Annotated in this window: 15 protein-coding genes and 2 pseudogenes; 9 read left to right on the top strand and 8 right to left on the bottom strand. The window is 57.9% G+C overall.

Annotation, left to right across the window (positions count from 1 at the left end; all coding sequences use genetic code 11):
• Nucleotides 1–25 precede the first annotated feature (25 nt).
• Nucleotides 26–1,297, bottom strand: coding sequence for a translesion error-prone DNA polymerase V subunit UmuC (umuC, locus tag AAC076_RS12970; protein WP_339846306.1), 1,272 nt, complete (start codon nucleotides 1,295–1,297; stop codon nucleotides 26–28).
• Nucleotides 1,290–1,727 (bottom strand): translesion error-prone DNA polymerase V autoproteolytic subunit, encoded by a 438-nt coding sequence (gene umuD, locus AAC076_RS12965; protein ID WP_339846303.1) that lies wholly within the window; start codon nucleotides 1,725–1,727, stop codon nucleotides 1,290–1,292. The genes umuC and umuD overlap by 8 nt, the downstream gene beginning before the upstream one ends.
• A 187-nt stretch (nucleotides 1,728–1,914) precedes the next feature.
• Here umuD and AAC076_RS12960 point away from each other — a divergent pair, with 187 nt between their 5' ends.
• The 3 genes from AAC076_RS12960 to AAC076_RS12950 all read left to right on the top strand — a co-directional run bounded on the left by AAC076_RS12960 (nucleotide 1,915) and on the right by AAC076_RS12950 (nucleotide 5,083).
• The gene (locus AAC076_RS12960; RefSeq protein WP_339846301.1) at nucleotides 1,915–2,217 is read left to right on the top strand and encodes a hypothetical protein; all 303 of its coding nucleotides are present in this window, start codon (nucleotides 1,915–1,917) and stop codon (nucleotides 2,215–2,217) included.
• 380 nt (nucleotides 2,218–2,597) lie between these two features.
• A complete protein-coding gene (locus AAC076_RS12955; RefSeq protein WP_198568181.1) occupies nucleotides 2,598–3,794 on the top strand; it encodes a site-specific integrase in 1,197 nt (398 codons plus the stop codon).
• 332 nt (nucleotides 3,795–4,126) lie between these two features.
• Nucleotides 4,127–5,083: an arsenic resistance protein gene (locus AAC076_RS12950; protein WP_022960223.1), complete on the top strand. Its 957-nt coding sequence runs from the start codon at nucleotides 4,127–4,129 to the stop codon at nucleotides 5,081–5,083.
• 15 nt (nucleotides 5,084–5,098) lie between these two features.
• Here the strand turns inward: AAC076_RS12950 and AAC076_RS12945 are convergent.
• Nucleotides 5,099–5,368: pseudogene (locus tag AAC076_RS12945) on the bottom strand (hypothetical protein); the annotation flags it as partial.
• A 94-nt stretch (nucleotides 5,369–5,462) separates the two neighbouring features.
• Here AAC076_RS12945 and AAC076_RS12940 point away from each other — a divergent pair.
• The 6 genes from AAC076_RS12940 to AAC076_RS12915 all read left to right on the top strand — a co-directional run bounded on the left by AAC076_RS12940 (nucleotide 5,463) and on the right by AAC076_RS12915 (nucleotide 12,874).
• The gene (locus AAC076_RS12940; protein WP_339846296.1) at nucleotides 5,463–5,810 is read left to right on the top strand and encodes a hypothetical protein; all 348 of its coding nucleotides are present in this window, start codon (nucleotides 5,463–5,465) and stop codon (nucleotides 5,808–5,810) included.
• A gap of 63 nt (nucleotides 5,811–5,873) precedes the next feature.
• A complete protein-coding gene (locus AAC076_RS12935; protein ID WP_339846293.1) occupies nucleotides 5,874–7,184 on the top strand; it encodes a TolC family protein in 1,311 nt (436 codons plus the stop codon).
• Between the two features lie 23 nt (nucleotides 7,185–7,207).
• On the top strand, nucleotides 7,208–8,422 hold the full coding sequence (locus tag AAC076_RS12930) for an efflux RND transporter periplasmic adaptor subunit (RefSeq protein ID WP_009575228.1): 1,215 nt from the start codon (nucleotides 7,208–7,210) through the stop codon (nucleotides 8,420–8,422).
• Nucleotides 8,423–8,435: 13 nt separating this feature from the next.
• Complete coding sequence (locus tag AAC076_RS12925) at nucleotides 8,436–11,582, top strand: CusA/CzcA family heavy metal efflux RND transporter (RefSeq protein WP_339846290.1); 3,147 nt, start codon at nucleotides 8,436–8,438, stop codon at nucleotides 11,580–11,582.
• 80 nt (nucleotides 11,583–11,662) lie between these two features.
• Complete coding sequence (locus AAC076_RS12920; RefSeq protein WP_062372392.1) at nucleotides 11,663–11,857, top strand: DUF6316 family protein; 195 nt, start codon at nucleotides 11,663–11,665, stop codon at nucleotides 11,855–11,857.
• Nucleotides 11,858–11,965: 108 nt separating this feature from the next.
• On the top strand, nucleotides 11,966–12,874 hold the full coding sequence (locus AAC076_RS12915) for a cation diffusion facilitator family transporter (protein WP_042924023.1): 909 nt from the start codon (nucleotides 11,966–11,968) through the stop codon (nucleotides 12,872–12,874).
• A gap of 106 nt (nucleotides 12,875–12,980) precedes the next feature.
• On the opposite strand, the pseudogene AAC076_RS12910 reads toward AAC076_RS12915, so the two are convergent.
• The 5 genes and pseudogenes from AAC076_RS12910 to AAC076_RS12890 all read right to left on the bottom strand — a co-directional run.
• A pseudogene (locus tag AAC076_RS12910) lies at nucleotides 12,981–13,445 on the bottom strand (cation transporter); the annotation flags it as partial.
• Nucleotides 13,402–14,580 (bottom strand): TolC family protein, encoded by a 1,179-nt coding sequence (locus AAC076_RS12905; RefSeq protein ID WP_339846352.1) that lies wholly within the window; start codon nucleotides 14,578–14,580, stop codon nucleotides 13,402–13,404. The gene AAC076_RS12905 and the pseudogene AAC076_RS12910, both read right to left, overlap by 44 nt.
• A gap of 110 nt (nucleotides 14,581–14,690) precedes the next feature.
• Nucleotides 14,691–15,086, bottom strand: a complete 396-nt coding sequence (locus AAC076_RS12900) for a hypothetical protein (protein ID WP_273034668.1) — start codon at nucleotides 15,084–15,086, stop codon at nucleotides 14,691–14,693.
• Between the two features lie 736 nt (nucleotides 15,087–15,822).
• Entirely contained in the window at nucleotides 15,823–16,743 is a 921-nt protein-coding gene (locus AAC076_RS12895) for a nucleotidyl transferase AbiEii/AbiGii toxin family protein (protein WP_045652791.1), read from the bottom strand.
• Nucleotides 16,740–17,477 carry a type IV toxin-antitoxin system AbiEi family antitoxin domain-containing protein gene (locus AAC076_RS12890; protein ID WP_045652790.1) on the bottom strand — a complete coding sequence of 246 codons (738 nt, stop codon included), beginning with the start codon at nucleotides 17,475–17,477 and terminating at the stop codon, nucleotides 16,740–16,742. The genes AAC076_RS12895 and AAC076_RS12890 overlap by 4 nt, the downstream gene beginning before the upstream one ends.
• Nucleotides 17,478–17,515 lie beyond the last annotated feature (38 nt).

Genomic DNA, 17,515 nt, shown 5'->3' with positions numbered 1-17,515 from the left:
GTTCGTCGGATCCAATCCTTTTGCTTCAACGACACCGGGCGCCCCAGAGTCCATGCCAACAGGTGGTATAGCTCGGACTCTTCAGTTCCTGTTTCATGCCCCATCCCGGGGTGATCGGCACCCTAGCTGGACGCAGCGTACCTCGGCCCCATCGGCTATTTATCTCGTCTAGAACACCCATCACTTTTTCTGCCGCAAGTGGTTGGAGTTCAGCGAACAGGTCATCGGTGAACTGGCCCTTCTGGCACAAATCCAGTAACAGGATTTCTGCCTTGGCGTAAGCATGCCCCGGCCGATATATAGCCTGGAGTCCCTGCTGGGCCGCACGAACGATCAGGCGCGTGTCATCGGAGGGGTAAGGTAATTCACAGACCACACCCTTGGTGAACTTTACCTCGTCGGGATTGAACATCCCAGTACGAATCGATACCCGCACGCGCCTACAAAGCGAGGCCTGGCGCCGCAGCTTCTCGCAGGCGCGAGTTGCATAGGTGGACACAGCTTCCTGTATGGGTTCCAGCTCATGCAGCCTCTGACCAAATGCTCGGCTACTGCAGATTTCCTGCTTGGCCGGGACCGCTTCCTCCAGAGCCAGGCAGGACGTGCCGCGTAGCTCGCGTGCGGTTTTCTCTATGACCACACTAAACTGCTTGCGCAGAGTCCAGGCATCGGCCTGGGCCAGATCCCAGGCGGTTTTGATGCCCATGGTTGTCAGATGCTCATTCATCCGCCGGCCGACCCCCCATACCTCAGCGACGGGCATGACCTTCAGCAGCTTGTCCCTGCGTTGGTTATCACAGATATCAACCACCCCGCCCGTCTGCTTCTGCCAGCGCTTGGCTGCAGCATTGGCCAGTTTTGCCAGGGTCTTGGTAGTGGCTATACCCACGCCTGTCGGGATACCCGTTACGCGCAAGACCTGCGCGCGAATCCGCCGCCCCAGTGCCTCTCTATCGGATATGCCGGTCATGTCGGCGAACGCTTCATCTATCGAATACACCTCCAGCGCTGGCACCAGACTCTCGATGGTGGTCATCACCCGCTCACTCATGTCGCCATAGAGTGCATAGTTGGAGCTGAAGGCCAGCACGCCGTTACGCTTGAGCGTTTCGCGGACCTTGTGAAAAGGCTCGCCCATCTTCACGAATGGCTTGGCGTCTGCCGACCGGGCGATAATGCAGCCATCATTGTTACTCAGCACCACAATGGGCACGCGTTGCAGATCCGGACGGAATACCCGCTCACAGGAGGCATAGAAAGAGTTGCAGTCGATCAGCGCGAAAACCGGGTCAACCATGGCTGCGGTGCCTGCGTATGCTGTCGGTAACGACACCCCAGATAACCAGATCATCCCCTTCGAGCACATATCTGGGCGCGTATTTGGGATTTTCCGAGTGCAGCACTACCTCCTCACCACGAATCGACAAGCGTTTGACAAAGGTTTCACCATTGATTGCGGCAATAACAACATCACCGTGCCGACCGGTCAGCGCTCGGCTGACTACCATTACGTCGCCGTCCAGAATGCCCGCCCCGATCATGCTGTCACCGTCGGCGCGCACCAGATAGGTATGCGGCGCATCGATATCCAGCAACTCGTCCAGCGAAAGGGTTTGCTCCATATGATCCTGCGCTGGGCTGGGAAAGCCCGCGGGAACGCGACAGGAAAAGAAAGGGAGCTCAATCTCCGAGCAACCCACCGGACCCATGATGAAGACGGCGCTCATTTCACATAACCCTGATCAGATTTAAAGACTGTATATGTATACAGTACACGAAATCCACTTTTCAGGTGTAAAAGGAAAATGTAACCAGCGGGCGAACGCGCAGGTGTTTGCTCTACGGGTGATTACCCGGATTTGGAGAAGCCGACTGACTACAGTTAAGATAACCCTTTATGGAAAAGGAGAGCCCATGCGATCAATTATTGCGCTTGTTGGACTGGTTACGCTTTCGGCGGGCGCTGACGATCTGTGCGACCAGGTATCCGAGGCCGCCATCAATGTAATGGAAGCACGTCAGGGCGGGGTATCCAGGACTGCCATGAAGCGGATAGCCGATCAGCAGGAATCGCCAGAGCGAGAAGTGATGATCGAGCTCATCGTTGCTGCCTATGAGTCGGAGGTACTTCTGTCAGCTGAGGCGAGGCAGCGGAAAATATCCGAGTTTGGCGATGCATCCTATGAAAAGTGCCTCGAGTCGCAAAAGCCCGATTAGAATCATTGGGCCTGCGATACCCGCTTCGGCGGATTTTTCGTGTTTGCGAAAAAATGGAGGGAGGTCGCGACCGATGCTAGCTTTCTGCGGTGGAGGCGAAACTGAGGTATTCCCGAAGATAGCTGAGAGCGCTTGATCAGTGGTGCCGGAGCCGGAATCGAACCGGCACGGAGTTTCCTCCGAGGGATTTTAAGCGGTAGTCTGGCTTCCACTCCGGGGTACTCCCTGCTTGTATACGGCGCGATTCAGCTGGTTTTTCAAAGACTTAAAAAAAGGGATCATATGCCGGAGTTTGATGCTAATCGCTCTGGTTCGCTCTCCCGAGGCTCCTATTTGCTCCTTGGATAAGACCTGGAACCGGAGGTTTCAGGAGTCCAGAAATGCCGCGAGTAAAGCTCACAAAAACCATCGTTGCCGGTGCCCAACCGGGAGAAACCGACATTGAATTGAGGGATACCCTCGTACCCGGATTTTTCTGCAAAGTCACCCCAACTGGACGCAAGGTTTTCATGCTCCAGTATCGCACAAACAGTGGCAAGCGACGCAAGCCGTCACTTGGCCTGTTTGGCGAGCTGACTGTCGAACAGGCCCGCACCCTCGCTCAGGATTTGCTGGCGGATGTACGCCGGGGCAATGACCCTTCAGGCCAAAAAGCCAGGGATCGGCAAGCCCCGACGGTTAAAGATTTATGCAAACGCTTTATGGAAGATCACTGTATACCGCACAACAAACCACTTACCCAAAAGAAAAACCAGTACCATATCGATAAATATCTTCTCCCCTCTATGGGCACCTTGAAAGTCCACGAGGTAGAACGAGCCGATATTCTGGCTCTCATGAAGCGCCTGGAAAAAACACCCACCCAGGCTAACCGGATACTGGCTTGTGTTCGCAAAATGTTCAACCTGGCTGAACTGTGGGGGTACCGCCCGGATGGCACCAATCCTTGCCGCCACGTGACCAAGTTCCCAGAGAAAGGCAAAACTCGACTACTTACCGACAAGGAGATGATCCTCTTATTCAGGCAACTGGAGAAAACAGAAGAGGAGGAATTTGAACACCCTTCTCCGATTCTCGGCATTCGGCTCCAATTTGCCTTTGCCGCCAGAATGTCCGAAATCCTGGCGCTGCGATGGGAGTGGGTAGACCTGGTCGGTCGCCGAGTAGTCTGGCCCGACAGCAAAACCGGTGACATGTCCAAACCTATCAGCTCGGAAGCCTACGAACTGCTCTCTGATGCCGCAATCCACAGCAAATCGGAGTACGTCTGCCCTGCTCTGGAAGATCCCAACAAGCCGTTGACCCAAAACGCCTACTATGGCGCCTGGCGCCGCATACTGAAAAGGGCCGGCATCCCCCTTGTTGGCACACACGGCATCCGGCATCGCGCTGCCACCGACATCGCCAATTCCGGCATCCCGATCAAAGTGGGTATGGCACTGACCGCTCACAAAACCGTGACCATGTTCATGCGATACGTTCATGTCGAGGACGATCCGGTGCGGGAAGCAGCCGAACTGGTGGCAAATCGACGCCAGATTATCACCAGGCTGAAATCAAATAAGGCGGAACCCTAATGACCATTCTCCAAGAGTGGGGACAGACTGAACGCCAAACGGCTAAAAATACGTATTTTCTTTTATTATCACCATCGTAGGAAGCCTACACCGTACTATGCAATATGGCCTGAAATGGCATAGTTTGGCGATCAAATTGCCCCAGATTTTCCCTAAGAAATCGGCCGGTAACTTGGGGCATATCTCAGCGTATGCAGTAGTACTTTGCTGGGGTTGGAAGGAACTTCCACAGACACGTTGGCTGACAACACCGTGACTCACAGGACTCCCATGGTACTATCCGGCCCACACAAACAGGTGCCGAGTCCGGGTATCATCGTGGAAGAAGCCAAATGCGTAACAGCCTAGAACAATATCAGGTCTGGTTTTATCTGGTTGCCATCCTGGCCGGCATGGCCATCGGCTGGATGTCACCAGAGCAGACTCGTCATTGGGAAGCGCTGCTTTGGCCGGCCCTGGGTGTTCTCCTGTACACTACTTTCACTCAGGTACCACTGATACATCTCAGGTCGGCATTTCGTGATCGCCGCTTTCTGGCCGCTTTGCTGACGGGCAATTTTATCCTGATACCGGTGGTCGTTGGTCTTCTGTTGTGGCTGTTACCGGATGATCCCGCTATTCGTCTCGGCGTACTGCTGGTACTGCTGGTGCCCTGTACGGACTGGTTTATCAGTTTTACCCATCTCGGTGGTGGGGACGGTGCCAGGGCCATAGCGGCCGCGCCGATCCTTCTGCTGGTCCAGCTCATTTTGCTACCCATTTATATCTGGCTCTTCATGGGCAATATCGCCATTGAACTGGCGGTTGGCAGCCACTTGCTGCCGGCATTCTTCGGATTGATTGTCACCCCGCTGATCCTGGCCTGGATTACCGAACGGTTGACGGAAAAGCACCCGCGCGCGCAAACACTGGTGGACTGGCTTGGGTGGCTGCCCGTGCCGTTGCTGGCATTGGTGGTGTTTCTAATTGCCGGCTCCCAGGTCAGCCTGGTGATCGACAATGGCGCCCTGCTGTGGTCGGCGCTTGTGGTTTTTGTACTTTATCTGGTTGCCGCCGCTACCATCGGCAAGGGGCTCAGTGAGCTATTCGGGTTCACGCCCACTATCGGCCGCACCCTCACCTTCAGCTTTGGTACCCGCAACTCCTTCGTCATGCTGCCGCTGGCGCTGTCACTGCCGGAGCCCTGGCGTGCCGCCATCGTTGTCATCGTCTTCCAATCCCTGGTCGAGTTGTTTGGCATGGTGGCGTATCTGCGTTGGCTGCCGCGCCTGATCAGGAATGCCGACTGAGCCGGGAACGCAGCCTTACCCGGCGCAACAGGACAATTGAGTCACGTCCTTGGTAAAAGTCTGGGCGCAGAGCTTGAGCCCTTCCACCATGGTCAGGTAGGGAAACAGCTCTTCAGCCAATTCCTGCACGGTCATATTGGCCCGCATCGCCATGACCGCCGGCATGGCGCGAAGATCGAGCATAGCGTCGCCGCCGGCCATATTGATCCCGGCCCGGCTGCCCCCGGCGGCAGCCACATAGACGAACTGCGGTTGGTCGGTGCAATCGCCCGCCACTCAGGGCAGCGCACTACGGACACACGTAACGCCATGGGAGTCCAGTCCTTTCTATGTGGTTGCCTTTCTGCTAGGCTCACGATCAAATTCCGGGACCACTTGCATGATTAAACGCTGTTTCATAGTCGCAATGACGCTGTTGATTGCTTTGCAGTCAGTGGCGTCTATTGCCTATGAAGCACAACCGCACAACCCCGCAATGCCACATTATGATGAGCATTCACACGAATCAGCGGATTTTTCCAGCGAAAATCAGGCAACCAAGTCGTCTCCCGACAGCCCCAGTCATTCAGCGGACCATTGCCATCACAGCCACAGCTGCTTTCACATGGTGTTGCTGGGAACCCTCACAGACATTTCCGGCTTGGCTGCGGGAATAGTACAGTCCGACTACCAAGCCAACTTCACCACCGGGGTTCAATCCTCCCTTTTCCGCCCTCCCATTTCCTGACCCTGCGAATACCTTCCCCACCCGGGGAACAACTGTCATTTAGACTTTCGTAGGAGCAGTCCCATGCTTTTCAGAATGCCCGTAAAAAACGGGCGGCGCGCAATGCCGTGCCACTCTATTATCCATGCCTTTTGCCTTCTAACGCTGGCATTTGGTTCTACCCTGGCACTCGCCGGGGAGAAACCGCTCACTCTGTCCAAAGCTCTCTCGCGGGCCATGGCACAAAACCCCGGCCTCCAGGTCTTCGATTTTCGCCTTCAGGGTCTTGATGGCCGACGCATCACGGCAGATCAAAATCCTGCCCTGGAGGCCGGCCTGGAAGTGGAAAACTTCCTCGGCAGCGACAATCTGCGAGGAGTTGACGGGGCAGAGTACACCCTATCCCTGTCATCGCTTCTCGAACTTGGCGGCAAGCGTCAGGCCCGCGTCAGCGTGGTTGACTCACGATACGGGCGCGTCGAGGCCGAGCGCCGGGCCGAGACCCTGGATGTGCTCGGACAGGTGACCCAGCGCTTTGTCGCCACCCTGGCCCTGCAGGAAAAACTCCAACTCGCCGCTGAAGCCGTGGCGCTGGCCGAGGCCACCCACGAGATCGTCACCCGTCGCGCCGACCGCGGCGCGGCGCCCCAGGCCGAAGTCCTGCGCGCCAGGGCCGCGCTCACCCAGAGTCGTATTGAGCAGTCCCATCTGCGAGCCGCCTACGAGAGCCGGAAAATGGCTCTGGCTTCCCTGTGGGGTGATACCAGCCCGGACTTTCAAATGCTGGAAGGCGACCTGTTCCAGTTCGGTTCCTCCGACAACTTCGTTGCTCTGTACCAGCGGGTCAGCGACAGCCCGGCCATTCAAATCTACGCCAGCGAACAGCGTATCCGCGAAGCGGAAATTCAGCTGGCGCGCAGCCAGTCCGAGAGCGACATCCGTTGGCAGGTCGGCATCCGGCGCTTCGAAGAGACGGATGATACGGCCTTGACCGCTGGGCTCTCGGTACCGCTCTTTTCCGGGCGGCGCAATCGCGGCGAGGTGCAGGCCGCCCTGGCGGCGCGGGATGAGGTCCGATTCCGCCGGGAGGATACCCTGCTGCGCCTCCATTCGCGCCTGTTCGACGCCTACCACTTGCGGCAACAAAGCATCGAGACTGTTGAGCAGATTCGCAGCCAAATGCTTCCCGACCTGACCGAGGCACTCACTCAGACCCGCGAAGCCTATGAAAACGGCCGCTACAGCTATGTGGAGTGGACCGCCGCACAGCGGGAGCTGCTCTCAGCACGGGAGGCACTGGTCGACGCCGCCACCACGGCGCTGCTCAACCAGGCGTTGATCGAACAACTTACGGCGCAGCCACTCGCGACTGTTCCGGGCGCCCCGACGCGCTAACCCACAAATTCAGGATTCACACCATGCAACTGATAAAACAACTCTGTCTGATTCTGGTGGCCACCTGCCTTGCCATCAGCCCCTTACAAGCTGCCGAGGAACAACACGACGAATCGCAGGCAGAGGCCAGGGGGCCTCACGGCGGCATACTGCTGCAACAGAACGACGCCACCGTCGAACTGCAGATCTTCGAGCAGGGGGTCCCACCGGAATACCGGGCCTGGGTCACCAGGGATGGCCGCGCCGTTACTGATGATATTGACCTCAATGTCCAGCTCACCCGCCTGGGTGGGCAAGTGGACACCTTCGACTTCGCCTACCAGGGGGACTACTGGCTGGGGGATGGCGTGGTGACCGAACCCCACTCCTTCGACGTAGAAGTGAGCCTCGCCATGGACGGCAAGAACTACCGCTGGCACTGGGAATCCCACGAAGGTCGCACCCGGATCGCCCCGGCTATCGCCCGAAAAGCGGGTATCACAACGGCCGCAGCCGGGCCGAGTGCCATCGAGCGCAGCCTCACCACCTACGGCAGCCTGACCACGGCACCGCAGCAGATTGCCCGGATCCGCGCCCGTTTCCCGGGCGTGGTCAGCCAGGTGAAGGTCAATCTGGGCGATCGGGTCGAGCGTGGTGACGTGCTCGCTCAAGTCGAGTCCAACGAAAGCCTGCAAACCTACGCACTGCGAGCGCCCATCGACGGGATCGTCATTGAGCGTCGGATCAGCAACGGAGAAATGACCGGGGAGCAACCCCTATTCGCCATTGCCGATTTGACCACTCTGTGGGCGGAATTCAAGGTCTTCCCCGGCCAACGGGCCGAGGTTGCCATTGGCCAGAAAGTCCGACTGAAGGCTGACGGCATTGACCGGGAAGGCACCATCCGCCACCTGCTGCCGGCACCCGGCAACGCGCCCTACACCCTGGCCCGGGTCGAAGTCGACAATGCCGAGGGACTGCTGACCCCCGGTTTGCTGGTGGCCGGGGATATCGTGGTGGAAACGGTGGAGGCCCCCTTGGTGGTTGACAACCGCGCCCTGCAATCCTTCCGGGACTGGACCGTGGTGTTTATTCAGGTGGATGACACCTACGAGATCCGCCCACTGGAGCTGGGCCGCAGCGACGGCAACCTGACTGAGGTGCTGGGCGGCCTGCAAGCAGGCGATCGCTATGTGGTGGAAAACAGTTATTTGATCAAGGCCGATATCGAAAAATCCGGCGCATCCCACGACCACTAACCAGGAGGCTATGATGATCAATGCCATCTTACGTCTCTCGATAGAGCGGCGGTTTTTAATGTTATCCCTTATTCTGGTGCTGGTCGGCGTGGGCGTGTGGAGTTTTCAGCGCCTGCCCATCGACGCGGTGCCGGATATCACCAATGTCCAGGTACAGATCAACACCGAGGCACCGGGCTATTCGCCCCTGGAGGCAGAGCAACGCATCACCTTCCCGGTGGAAACGGCCTTGTACGGCCTGCCCAACCTGTCCTATACCCGGTCCCTGTCCCGCTACGGCCTGTCCCAGGTCACGGTGGTGTTCGAGGAAGGCACGGACATCTATTTCGCCCGCAACCTGATCAATGAGCGCTTGGGCGCCATCAAGAGCGCGCTGCCACCCGGGCTGGAGCCGGAGATGGGTCCCATCGCCACCGGTCTTGGCGAGATCTTCATGTACACCGTAGAAGCCCTGCCCGGTGCCACTCAAGCGGATGGCAGTCCGCTGGACGCTACGGCACTGCGTGAGATCCAGGACTGGATCATCAAACCCCAGTTGGCCCAGGTGCCCGGCGTGATCGAGGTCAACACCATTGGCGGCTACGACAAGCAGTACCACGTCACGCCGTCGCCCCAACGGTTGCTGGAGTTCGGCATCACGGTGGATGAACTGGTCAGCACCCTGCGGGCCAATAACACCAATCGCGGCGCCGGCTATATCGAACGCAACGGCCAACAGCTGTTGGTGCGCTCGCCCGGGCAGCTGACCACCATTGGCGATATTGAACAGGTGGTGATTGCCAACCGGGATGGTGTGCCAGTCCGGGTAGCCGATGTAGCTGAAGTGGCCATTGGCAAGGAGCTGCGCACCGGCGCCGCCACCCGCGACGGCAAGGAAACGGTGATGGGCACCGCCATGATGCTGGTGGGGGAAAATTCCCGGGCGGTAGCACAGGCGGTGGCCGAAAAGCTGGAGGCCATTCAGCCCTCCCTGCCCGACGGCGTCAAGGTGGAGGCGGTATACGACCGCACAGCCCTGGTGGACAAGGCGATTGCCACGGTGGAGAAGAACCTGCTTGAAGGGGCACTGCTGGTGATCGTGGTGCTATTTCTGTTGCTGGGCAACCTGCGCGCCGCCTTGATCACGGCAGCTGTCATTCCGCTTTCGATGCTCGCCACCATCACCGGTATGGTGCGGTCTGGCGTATCCGCCAATTTGATGAGTCTGGGGGCGCTGGATTTCGGCCTGATCGTCGACGGCGCGGTCATCATCGTCGAGAACTGTATCCGGCGCCTGTCCCAGGCCCAGCACCAGGGTCAGTTGGCCCTCAAGGAACGTCTGCAATTGGTGTTCGAGGCCACCAACGAAGTGATTCGTCCCAGCCTGTTTGGTGTCGCCATCATTACTGTGGTGTACCTGCCGATCTTTGCCCTCACCGGGGTCGAGGGCAAGATGTTCCACCCCATGGCGGCCACTGTCGTAATGGCACTGCTGGCGGCCATGGTGCTGTCACTGACCGTGGTGCCCGCCGCTGTTGCGGTCTTTATGGGGGGCAAGATCAGCGAAAAGGAAAGCCCGGTAATCAGCGGTGCTAAATCGCTCTACAGGCCTGCGCTGCGGGTGGCTATGAGGTTCCGCTGGCTGGTGTTGGGCGGCGCGACCACGCTGGTAGCGGTCTGTCTCTGGCTGGCGACCACCCTGGGGTCGGAATTTATTCCACAACTGGATGAAGGGGATATTGCACTCCATGCCCTGCGCATCCCGGGCACCGGGTTGGAGCAGTCCATCGAGATGCAATCGCAGCTGGAAGAACGGCTGAAGGCCTTTGGGGAGGTGGACAAGGTGTTCGCCAAGATCGGCACGCCGGAAGTGGCCACCGACCCCATGCCCCCCAGCGTAGCGGACAACTTTGTTATCTTGAAGCCCCGCAGCCAATGGCCGAACCCAGACAAAACCAAGGATGAACTGGTGGCGGAAATGGCAGCAGCGGTGGAAATGCTTCCCGGCAACAAGTATGAGTTCACCCAGCCCATAGAAATGCGCTTCAACGAACTGATCTCCGGCGTGCGCGCCGACATCGGCATCAAGGTGTTCGGCGATGACCTGGATCAGTTGCTGGCATCGGCCAACGACGTCCTTGAGGTTGTGGAATCCATGGAGGGCGCCGCCGATGCCCGGGTCGAACAGGTGACCGGCCTGCCCATGCTGTCGGTACACCCCAAGCGCATGGCGCTATCCCGCTACGGGCTGACCGTGGATGATCTCCAGGATCTGGTGGCAGCCGGTGTCGGGGGCGAAAACGCCGGCCTGATTTACGAAGGCGACCGCCGCTTCCAGTTGGTGGTGCGTCTTCCCGAAGACATCCGCCGGGATGTGGACAGCCTCGCGGACCTACCTGTCCCCCTGCCGGACGGTGGCTATGTGCCCCTGTCGGAAGTGGCCGAGCTGGAGCTGGCTCCGGCGCCCAACCAGATCAGCCGGGAAAACGGCAAGCGTCGGGTGGTGGTCACCGCCAACGTGCGGGACCGCGACCTGGGCGGATTTGTCGAGGAAGCACAGGCGCGCATTGCGGACGACGTGGACCTACCCGCCGGATACTGGCTGGATTACGGCGGGACCTTCGAGCAACTGCAGTCCGCCAGTCAGCGGCTTGCCATCGTGGTGCCCGTGACCCTCGCCATCATCCTCGCACTCTTGGTGATGGCCTTCGGCTCCCTCAAAGATGCCTTGATCATCTTCACCGGCGTGCCACTGGCCCTCACCGGCGGGGTTCTGTCCCTGTGGCTGCGAGACATGCCCCTGTCGATCTCGGCGGGTGTTGGCTTTATCGCCCTCTCCGGGGTGGCGGTGTTAAACGGCTTGGTGATGATCGCCTTTATCCGCGATCTGTGGCACGAGCAGGGTGACCTGATGAAGGCCATTGTCGAAGGCGCCCTGATCCGCTTACGGCCGGTATTGATGACCGCCCTGGTAGCAAGCCTCGGCTTTGTACCCATGGCACTCAATACCGGCACCGGTGCCGAAGTACAGCGTCCTCTGGCGACCGTGGTGATCGGCGGGATTATCTCGTCCACCCTGTTGACGTTGTTTGTACTCCCTGTGCTCTATGCGCTGTTGCATGGCAGAAGTGCCAGTAACTCCACGCCCACAGGCGACATTAATCACGACACTGATAGTTAACCAACACTCCATCGTGGGGGGGGAATCTCCCCATGATTTTTTCAATGTTCTTTTATTGCGGTTTATATCCTGGAAAGACTATGAACGATCCACCCAAGCAACGAATAGATGACTTGAAAGAAGCCTCACCCTTTCGAACACATCGCATCCACGCCATCAACAGTGACTGGTATTTTTTAACCCGTGAAGGTCAAAATATCGGGCCATTCCCGAACAAAAAAGCGGCCGAAGACAGCCTTGCGGAACTCCTGAAAACTGTCAAAAAGGATGAGTAGCCAATGGCCCAAAATCCACAAAGTCGCCAAGGTACAGGCGACCAGGCACAGAGTAAGCTGAATACAGCAGATGCCTCTTTATAAATAGCCACCAACTAGGTTAACCCAATGAGTCACGACCATGTGCATATACCCCCCGAGACCAAGGATAAACGCGTTGCCATCGCCATCTGGGCGAACGGGATCCTGACCCTGGCTCAGATTGGGGGAGGTATCTTTGCCGGCAGTCTCGCCCTTATCGCGGACGCCTTGCATAACTTCTCTGACATGGCCTCACTCGTCATCGCGTTCGCGGCGCAAAAAATTGCGCGCCGCCAGGCTGACGCAAGGATGACCTTTGGCTACGGACGCATTGAAATCGTTGCAGCTCTCATCAACTACACTACCTTGATCATTATCGGGATCTACCTGGTTTACGAAGGTGGCATGCGGATAATCGATCCTCCAGAGGTAAAGGGCTGGTGGGTCGTCTGGCTTGGTGGTATCGCTCTGGCTGTGGACGCCTTGACAGCGTTGCTCACCTATTCGATGCAGAAAGACAGCGTCAATATCCGTGCACTGTTTCTTCACAATCTGTCGGATGCACTCGCGTCGGTCGCCGTGGTCATTGGCGGGACTCTTATTTTGCTCTACGACATGCGCTGGGTTGATCCTGCCATCACCATCGGTATCGCGGGCTATATTCTCTACCTGGGCCTGACAGAAATCGGCGGCACCATCAGAACACTCATGCTGGGTAGCCCGGTGGACATCGATACCGATGCCGTCATTGTTGCCCTCTCCAACATCGAAGGCGTTATCGACCTTCACCATGTGCATTTTTGGCAGATGGGCGAACACGATGCCTCGCTGGAGGCCCATGTGATTATCGAGGAAAGTGCATGGGATCAGCTTGAGAATATCAAATACAGGATAAAACAGGCTCTGGCGCAGGAATTCAACATACGTCATTCAACACTGGAATTCGAGCACCCGGACCACATGCACAAGGATGCCCACACCTATGGGCACGGTTGACAGAAAATTCTCCATAAGCATCGGCGAGAGCGGCGACTATTTTAATAGGCCGCCCAGGCGCGGAATTTTGCCGGCATGAATCCGAGCAGCGAGAAAGGACCAGAGACTAATAGCGCAGTTGCAGAATTCGCCGGGCGCCATTCAGCACAATCAGCCCGATGATCAGACCAATAACCAGGTCGGGATAACGGGAACCCGTCCAGGCGACCAATACACCGGCGACGATAACGCCCACATTGGCGATGACATCGTTAGCGGAAAAGATCCAACTTGCTTTCATGTGTGCGCCGCCGTGCCGGTTTCTTGCGATAAGCACCAGACACCAGACGTTGGCCGCCAGGGCCACAAGACCAAAACCCATCATTAACGCGGATACGGGTTCGCTGCCGAAAACAAATCGCCGCCCGACTTCAGCCAGGACTCCCAGCGCCAGAATCAACTGCAGCCAGCCTGACAAATGCGCCGCGCGCAGCTTCATCCGCACACTGTGTCCAACGGCATATAGTGCCACGCCGTAGACGGCGGCATCAGCAAACATGTCCAAAGAATCCGCGATCAAGCCAGTGGATTGCCCCAGCCAGCCTACTCTGCCCCGCCCGGTAATCAGCGACGGCGGCATTGAGGCTTTCCTCGGCGAGGGGTAACAGCCGCTGCCGGTGGATGGCGACGATGACCCGGGTCTCTTGCACCTGCGCACGTCCCTGCTCCAGTTGCGCGAGTAACTGCGCCTCGCGATCCGTCAATTGCCACTGGTAGCGCATGACATCGGCTTCGGCCGCATTCCGGCTGGCACTGCGCTTGCCGGAGAAATCGAACGGCAGGTTGACAGTGAGACCGACTGTCCAGCGCTGATCGGTATCCATCCACAGGCTGTTGTACCCGGCGGACAATTTGAAGTCGGGAAAATAGTCTTTCTCGGCCAGGCCATGCCGGGCGCTCGCCTCGGCGATGCGCGCCTGAATCCGGCGCAGTTCCGGGTGCTCCCCCAGAGCGACCTCTTGCAACGCCGGCAACGATGGTGGTTCGACCGGTGCAGGCAGTGCCGCCGGCGGCGGCAGCGGACTTTGGGGAGGACGGTTCAACAAGCCGTTGATCATCGCCCGCACTTCCCGCTGGTGCCGCCGATGGGTCACGATATCGGTGTCGATACGGGCTGCTTCGACTTCCGCCTGCAACACATCCTGCTGGCGGGCCCGCCCTGCCGCGTACTGGGTTTCGGCGACGCGTCGCAACTCGACCAGCAGATCCCGGTGGGCATGTTTGATTTGCAGGGTGCGGTGAATATACGCCCACTCGGCAAACAGGCCCTTGGCGGCCGCCATCAGGGCCAGCCGGCGGTCCGCCAGGGATTGCTCCTCACCCTCGGCCCGGGCGCGGGCCACGTCCTCGCGCAGGCCGAGTTTGCCCGGCCAGGGCACCGTCTGACTCAGCTCCACCCGCTCCTGGAAACCCCGGGGGCCGCCGACGGTCTCCGGCGCTCCGGCATAGGTCAGGATGGGATCGTCCAGGGCGCCGGCAGGGGCGATGCGGTAGTTAACTGCCTCGGCAGCCACCGCCAGCCCCTTAAGACCAGGATTGCGGGTCAGCACAGCGTCCACCAGTTGCTCGGCGGTTAGCGCCTCGACCTCCTGCAGGGATTGACTGTTTTCCGGTTGCGGCGGCACCGCGAAAGCCACCAATGGTGCAATGAGCACCACCAGCGCCATTAGGCCGCCAATTGGATTGTGCACGGGGGATCTCCTCCGTCGGTATAATGAATAATCCTCGGCTTCCCATGAGGGAAAACCGTAGCCTCACGACAAATCGGGCGGATTAATCAGATACGCAGACGCAGGGTGGAGAGATAGACGGTACGACCGCTTTCGGCCTGGGCGAGAAGCCAGTCCGGGTTGGGAGGGTGTGTTATTGCGGAGGTTGTGGATAGCGTGTCCGGGTAGGGCCAGAATACAAGCGCAATACTGTAGAGCCACGTCAACGATTGATCGGGACTCCACGATGAAGTCGAAGCGTCTTCAACGGCCGACTGGTAGTCCACCGCACAGCAAGACGCTGAAGACGTGGCCGGGCCGTCATGGTCACAACCCTCCTCCAAGGGAGAAGGCACTGCCGTATCGCAGCCCTCCATGCCATCTTCACAACAGCAGACCGACTGGGGTGGCATATCCATGGTTTCGCAGGCATAGGTAAACTGTCCCCAGACCATGAGGAGCATCAAAAATACCAGTGGCCAGCGTTTTCTCGGATGCATTTTGAAAGTCGGATTTGAGATCAATAGGCTAGAGTAGTTTAGGGAGTCTAGAAACAATTGACAAGCAACTGCAATCGGGAGCCACCCAACACGCACCGACTGTTTCCGTCAATCACCGCATCTGCCGACATGGGTGTGTGGTTCATTCCGCCAGGACCGGCCCGCATCTCGAAGCACTTCATAGGCGGTGTGCAGAAAAACGACTGCCACAAGACTGGCGACTATTAAGTCCGGCCAATAAGAATCGAGCCAAATAACCAGAGCTCCCGATATAATTACTCCGGTATTACCAATCACATCGTTGCGGGAACACAGCCACACAGAACGCATGTTCACATCCTCACCCCGATGCTTCATCAGCAGTCCGAAACAAACCTGTGAGGCGGTGGACAGTATTACCGAGAAGCATCTGCACGGTATTCACAACCGCATCAGGCACCTTGAATCTCTGGCTGGGGAGCTTCGGCGTATATCTGCAAGCTGTTCAGGTGGTCACATTGCCGAATGCCGTATCCTGGAGGCCTTGCAGTCACGAGAAGATTAAATATTCTGAAAATGTATTAGAAACACCTCGCAGGTAGTGTGAAATTAAAGTGGGGGGCAACATCGCTGACAGCCATGCCGTCAGGCCATGACGACTGAGACGCAATCACCAAAAGCACCATCAAAGTTGAGAGTTTCCTATGGCGGAAAGTACAATTCAGGTCACGCTGGCTAACCGCGTCGACAACATATCGGCCTGTTCGGCAAATTTCTTTGCATTGGCTTTCCGCAATTTTGCCAGGTTGTGCAACTTCCAACGAATACCGGGCAAATGTTCAAGATGATCGATAGCCATCAAAGCCCAATCTGGATCACCGGTTACCAGCGACAGCAGAAATTGCCGTTCCTTGTCGTCGAGCCCTGACTGAAGTTCATCAATCATTCGATCACGTGTCGCCAGTAAGGATTCGAGCGACACCAGGTCGGCCGTCATCCCTTCAAAGTTATGCTTGTAGTCGTGGCCAATATCCCTCAGTTGCGGGAACAGCACTTCATGTACCGGACGGTTATGACTGGCTAGGTACACCACAAAGGCCCGGCGAATGCCGGGCGTGATGCCCTCATGCTCAAACAGCTGCATTACATCGAACAGATCACGGGGATGCTGACGATCAAGTGCGGCGACCAGCTTGCCACCATAAAGGTCTTCCAATGATGCCACAGGGATTTCCAAATCGGCCATCAGCACATCGCTGGCGACAGGTGTAATAGACGCCCGACGCACCGGCTTCACTGTTCCACGCAGCACGAAATTGGCTTCGATTTTGACTTCGGCTCCCCCACGACGCACCAACAGCTTGGTCTCACCCGCCTCAGCGGCCGGCATGTGTGTCTGAAATCCATGTTTGTTCAAGCGCTCCGCCGCCTGCCGAATCGCGTCGTTAATCCGAGCCAGTGCCTGTTCACGCGGCAGGGTGTGATCCGGGAAAACCAGATCGAGATCCACCGACAGTCGCGGCATGTCGCGCACAAAGAGGTTGATGGCCGTACCACCTTTCAAGGCAAACGTGTCATCCACAAAGACCAGAGGCGCCACCTGTGTCAGCAGGCGTGCGGTATCGAGATATGCTTGATTCATGGCTTGAGCACCAATAGGCCGTCGCTGGATTTGGATACCCAGGGCCGGTCACTGCCGGTTGGCAATGTGTCCGGATCAAGTTTCTCGGCCCATGGCAATCCACCCTCGCGTCCCAGTTGGAGGCAAAGTCGTACTGTCTTGACACTGGTGCATTGCTGCAACAGTTCACGCAGCACGTTGACGCGCAAATTGTAGGTGCTTTCGACAAGTTCGCGGGCTTCCTGCAAAGGCTGGCGCACGCCGACTTCGCTGAGCAGTTCCAGCAGTGCTCTTTCCGGCGACGACACCCGCGGCGCCCCCTCCCGTCTCTCAAAGGGCATGGCATGCAGCAAGTCCTCAGGGCGCTCGTCGAACAAGCGCTTGCGGTGATACTGTGCCGGAAAATGGTCGGTAAACCAGGCCGGCAAATGGCCATCAGCCCAACCATAAAGAAGCAACGTCGACTGTTGCGACACGTACTGGCGCACACCATACCAATCGAGCGCCGACTTGCCGCCGACGTGGAGTCCTGCAAGTTTGCGCTGCAACAGAAGGAGACAGGGATGCAGCTTTAATTCTTCGTTTGGCCGGCAGTAAACCCCTCTCGCCAACCGCATCAACCATCCGGCCCGCACGTAGTGAACGGCCAAGTCGGCAGAGATATCCAGGGCCGCCAGATCTTCCGACGTCAGCGGCGCCCCTGGCTCCAGCCTGGTATAGAGAATATTTAATTTGCTCGTTTTTTTCGTAGCCATGCTACGATTTATACAGCTTTCCCAAATACAAGTCAATT

Origin of the sequence: uncultured Halopseudomonas sp. (genome assembly GCF_963977355.1) — a bacterium.
GTDB lineage: Bacteria > Pseudomonadota > Gammaproteobacteria > Pseudomonadales > Pseudomonadaceae > Halopseudomonas.
Note: the sequence above shows the minus strand (reverse complement) of the source record. Positions and strands in the feature narration are given on the sequence as shown.